Genomic DNA, 408 nt, shown 5'->3' with positions numbered 1-408 from the left:
GCCGCGCCTGCCGCGAGCGACTGGGCGAGGTCCCGCCGGGCGCCGGCGTCGATCAGGGCGCGTTCGCCGTTGTGCAGGTGGAGGTTGGCGGCCAGGGACATCGGTCCGCGCATTTGGATCTTGAGTTGGCTGCCGGGGCGGTCTTCGGCGCCGACCACATCGGCCAGCACGTTCAGGTCGGTCCGCAGCGCGGACACGGTCCTGCGGTGATCCTGCCCCGGACGGTCCACCAAGCGCCAGCCGTGCGGCTGCAGATCGATGAACAGCCCCTCCAGCATGCCCGCGGTTCGTGCGGTCGGATCCGACCCGGCGCCTCGGTCCGGCAGCTCGACCAGATGCGGCAGGTTCGGCTCGCCCAGTTCACCGCGGACGATGCGCGCGGCCTCGGCTGGTTCCGTGCCGGGCCAG

1 protein-coding gene is annotated in these 408 nt (G+C 72.5%); it reads right to left on the bottom strand.

From position 1 onward, the window contains the following. A partial coding sequence (locus tag AC5RUJ_RS18545) for a uroporphyrinogen decarboxylase/cobalamine-independent methonine synthase family protein (protein ID WP_494156550.1) occupies positions 1–408 on the bottom strand: 408 nt, incomplete at both ends.

This window comes from Arthrobacter sp. Y3223164 (assembly GCF_059091005.1).
Note: the sequence above shows the minus strand (reverse complement) of the source record. Positions and strands in the feature narration are given on the sequence as shown.